The organism is Synechococcus sp. R6-5 (assembly GCF_047461775.1).
Classification (GTDB): domain Bacteria; phylum Cyanobacteriota; class Cyanobacteriia; order Thermostichales; family Thermostichaceae; genus Thermostichus.
Genome location: NZ_JANSHV010000312.1, coordinates 1 through 3,422, shown reverse-complemented (window position 1 = coordinate 3,422; position 3,422 = coordinate 1). Strand labels below are relative to the sequence as shown.

General features: G+C 62.7%; 3 protein-coding genes. 2 read left to right on the top strand and 1 reads right to left on the bottom strand.

Features of this window, described 5'->3' with window-relative positions:
• Positions 1 to 83: 83 nt before the first annotated feature.
• Positions 84 to 1,034, top strand: a complete 951-nt coding sequence (lptC, locus tag NW818_RS13255) for an LPS export ABC transporter periplasmic protein LptC (RefSeq protein ID WP_414424818.1) — start codon at positions 84 to 86, stop codon at positions 1,032 to 1,034.
• 83 nt (positions 1,035 to 1,117) lie between these two features.
• Positions 1,118 to 2,881 carry a sulfatase gene (locus tag NW818_RS13250; RefSeq protein ID WP_414424817.1) on the top strand — a complete coding sequence of 588 codons (1,764 nt, stop codon included), beginning with the start codon at positions 1,118 to 1,120 and terminating at the stop codon, positions 2,879 to 2,881.
• Positions 2,882 to 2,893: 12 nt separating this feature from the next.
• Here the strand turns inward: NW818_RS13250 and NW818_RS13245 are convergent, their stop codons facing one another.
• Entirely contained in the window at positions 2,894 to 3,388 is a 495-nt protein-coding gene (locus tag NW818_RS13245) for a DUF3531 family protein (protein WP_414343673.1), read from the bottom strand.
• Between the last annotated feature and the right edge of the window lie 34 nt (positions 3,389 to 3,422).

Below are 3,422 nucleotides of genomic sequence, written 5' to 3'. Positions count from 1 at the left end.
CTGATCGCGCCAGCGGGACGGAGTCCTAAGAAAGCTAGGGTAGGGGAGAAAGCCCCCAAGGAAGATCCATGCAGTCCAGGTCTTTGTCTGTCCTCCGTTTCCTGGCCGTTTTGGCCCTGCTGAGCGCGGGCTGTGGCGGGCCGGAGTGGGATCCCGATGCGCCTTCCGAGCCCATCTCCACCCCCCAGTTGATCTACGAAGACATCACCCTCACCCAAGCCAGGCCCGACGGCGGCATTCTTTGGCGCTTACAGGCTCGCCTGGCCGAATATGAGTCCCCCCCAGAAAATGGTGCCGCTCCTGTGCAGTTGGGATCCGCCCATTTGCAGGCCGTTCAGGGGGAATTCTTCGACGAAGACAACCGCGCCATCCGCACCCGCGCCGAGCGAGGATCCGCGTACCCCGGCGAACGACGGCTGGAATTGACGGGTCAAGTCGAGGTGGAATCGGAGCGAGACAACCTGCGTCTGGAGGCCCAGCGGGTGGAATGGCTGCCGGAACAGCGCCTCCTCCAAGCTGAGGGCCAGGTGAAAGTGGAGCTGTTGGAGGGCCAGGGATCCCTGCAGGGGGATCGGCTGCTCGTCGATTTTGGCCAAGCCCAGATGCAGCTGGAGAACTGGGATCCCACTCAGCCGGTGCGGGCAGAGTACCGGGATCCGGATCTGGAGCTGGCTGCCAGCCGTTTTCTGTGGCAATTTGGCGTCGGGGAAGTGCAGGCAGTAGGGTCTGTAGAGGTTTACGCTCCCTTACAAGCTTTGCGCCTCAGGGGCGAGCAGTTGCGGGCTCCCCTGCCTCTAACCGAGTTGCGCATATTGGGCAACGGGCAAGCCAAAGCCGAGCAAACCGGTCAAGAGCTGCAGGCCCAGGAGATCCGCTGGCGCATCGGCTCCACCCAGCTGCAGGCCCAGGGCAACGTGCGCTACCGCCAGCCCGGCCAGGCTTTGACTGTCAGAGGCAACCAAGGGATCCTGGATTGGCAGGCCAACACTGCTCGGATCCAGGGCAACAGCCAAACCCAGCTCACTTTGCCCTGAGGAGGCGGTGGGGGAAGCAGAAAGCTGGCCGAGAGCATGGCAGGATAGGGATACCTTTAAGGAAAAGTATCGGGTGAGTTGTGGTGAGCTTTGAGGACTCCGTCCGAGTGGCGCAAACAGGACATTCCCCCGCAAGGGCCGGCGCTGCTGCCGTAGAACGCCCCAACATCCTGCTGATCGTGCTGGATACCCAGCGGGCGGATCGTCTCTCCTGCTATTGGTCAGAAGCGGAGCGTGCCCGCCAAGTGCCCACCAGCCCCAACCTGGATCGGCTGGCCGCCGAATCCACCCTCTTCGAGCGGGCCATCGCCCCTGCCCAATGGACCATCCCCTCCCACGCTTCCCTGTTTACGGGGGAATATCCCAGCACCCACCAGACTGTCCAAGCAGATCTGGAGCTGAGCCCCGCCCTGCCCACCCTGGCAGAGCTGTTGCAGCTGAGCGGCTATACCACTGTGGGCTTTTGCAACAACCCTCTGGTGGGGATCCTGAAAAACGGCTTGCGGCGCGGCTTTGAAACCTTTTACAACTACGGTGGCGCTCTGCCCACCCGCCCCCCCGAAGGCACCCCCTTGCCCGCCCCCTTGAACCGCTGGCTGGCCGCCTACACCCAATTTTGGCGGCGGCTCTCCTATCCGGTGCAAAACGCCTTTGCCCGCTCCGACGCCCTCTTCCAGCTGGCGCTGCACCCCTGGTTTGCCTCCCTCTGGACCCGCCTGCTCAACTTCAAAGGCAACACCGCCGCCTCGATTGCCGACCTCAACCGCTACCTGCAGCAGATGGCCCGCCGCCGGTCGGATCCCGGAGCACGGCCCTTCTTTTGCTTTGTCAACCTGATGGAGCCCCATCTGCCCTACTGGCCGCCGGAGCCCTTTGTGCAGAAATACGCCCCCTATTTCAAAAGCAACCGCGAGGCCCGCGACTTTTTGCGCCAATACAACGCCCAGCCCTACCGCTGGATGGCGCCCCTGCCGCAGCCCCTTTCTCCACTGCAAGCGCAGGTGCTGCGGGATATCTACGATGCTGAGGTGGCCTACCAAGATCACCTACTGGGATCCGTCTTCGACACTCTGCGCCACACCGGCCTGGAGCAGAACACGCTGGTGGCCATCGTCGCCGATCACGGCGAAGGCCTGGGAGAACACGACTTCGTCGGCCACGCCTTTGTGGTCTACGAAGAGCTGATCCGCGTGCCCCTCATCCTGCGCTATCCCGGCCACTTCCCGGCAGGAAAACGCATTGCCACCCCCGTTTCCACCCGCCGCCTCTTCCATACCCTCCTGGAAGCTGCCGGCTTTAGCCCCAACCTTTCCCCCAACGGTGCCCCCTGTGTCAGCCTCAAGCTCCGCCGCGAGGTCGCCCGCCTCAGCTTGGCCCGCACCTTGGCAGGGGAAGATCCCGAGCAGGGAACAGTGCTCAGCGAAGCCTTCCCGCCCCACCTCCTCATTCGGGCTATGGAAAGCCGTAACGACAGCCTGCTGCGGGCGCGTGCCTGTTACGACATCCGCCGTGCCCTCTATGAGGGGATGACCAAGCTCATCCAAACGGGGGATCGTCCCAGCCTCTACAACTTGGAGCAGGATCCGGCGGAGCTGCGGGATCTGCTCTGGGTCGGCGACGGGGATCCTGTCTCCTCTCTCCCTGATGCTGATCCGCAACGCTGTCACGACGGGTCGGCGGGGGAAGCCGGCTGGCCCCAGGCTTGGCTGGCTCGCCTGCAGCAGGGGCTGAGAACGTGGGTGAGCTGGGCAGAGTCCCGACAGCCCAGCACGGCTCCTCGCAAGGTGAATGTGGAAAGCGATGCCGACTTGGTGCGGCAGATGCAAGAGCTGGGCTACTTGGAGTAGGCAGGGATCCCGCTATTCCAGCCCTCCTTCCTCCTCCCTGTGATCCCGCACATAGCCGTTTAGATCGTAGTCATCCATGTCATCCATCTCCTCCGGATCCGCCGTTGGCCAATCCTCATTTTGCCCGCCGATAATCACGCGGCTGAGGCCGATGTATTCCAGGCTGAGGGTGCGCAGGGCGTTGATCAACACATCCAGCGCCATCGCATCGGCGGTGCCCAGATCAAACCAGCAGCGGGCCCAGTTGTCCTTCTCTTCCAGGGATCCCATGTTGTGCATCAGGGAAGGCAAGGGATCCGATTCGTTGGGATATTCCAGATAGCTCAGATCCACCTCGGCCTCTTGGGCCACCAGGCGCTCGGCGTTAAATCCGCCCAGTTTGCCCAGCACGTACCATGACTCCAGCACCTCGTTGAGGTACTCCAGCTCAGCTTCGACCGGCGGCTCCGCAAACTCAAACCAGATCCACAGATTTCCCGGATCGCACTCGCGAAACTCCACTTGCATGGACAGTTCCTGATACATTTACGCTGAACACTGC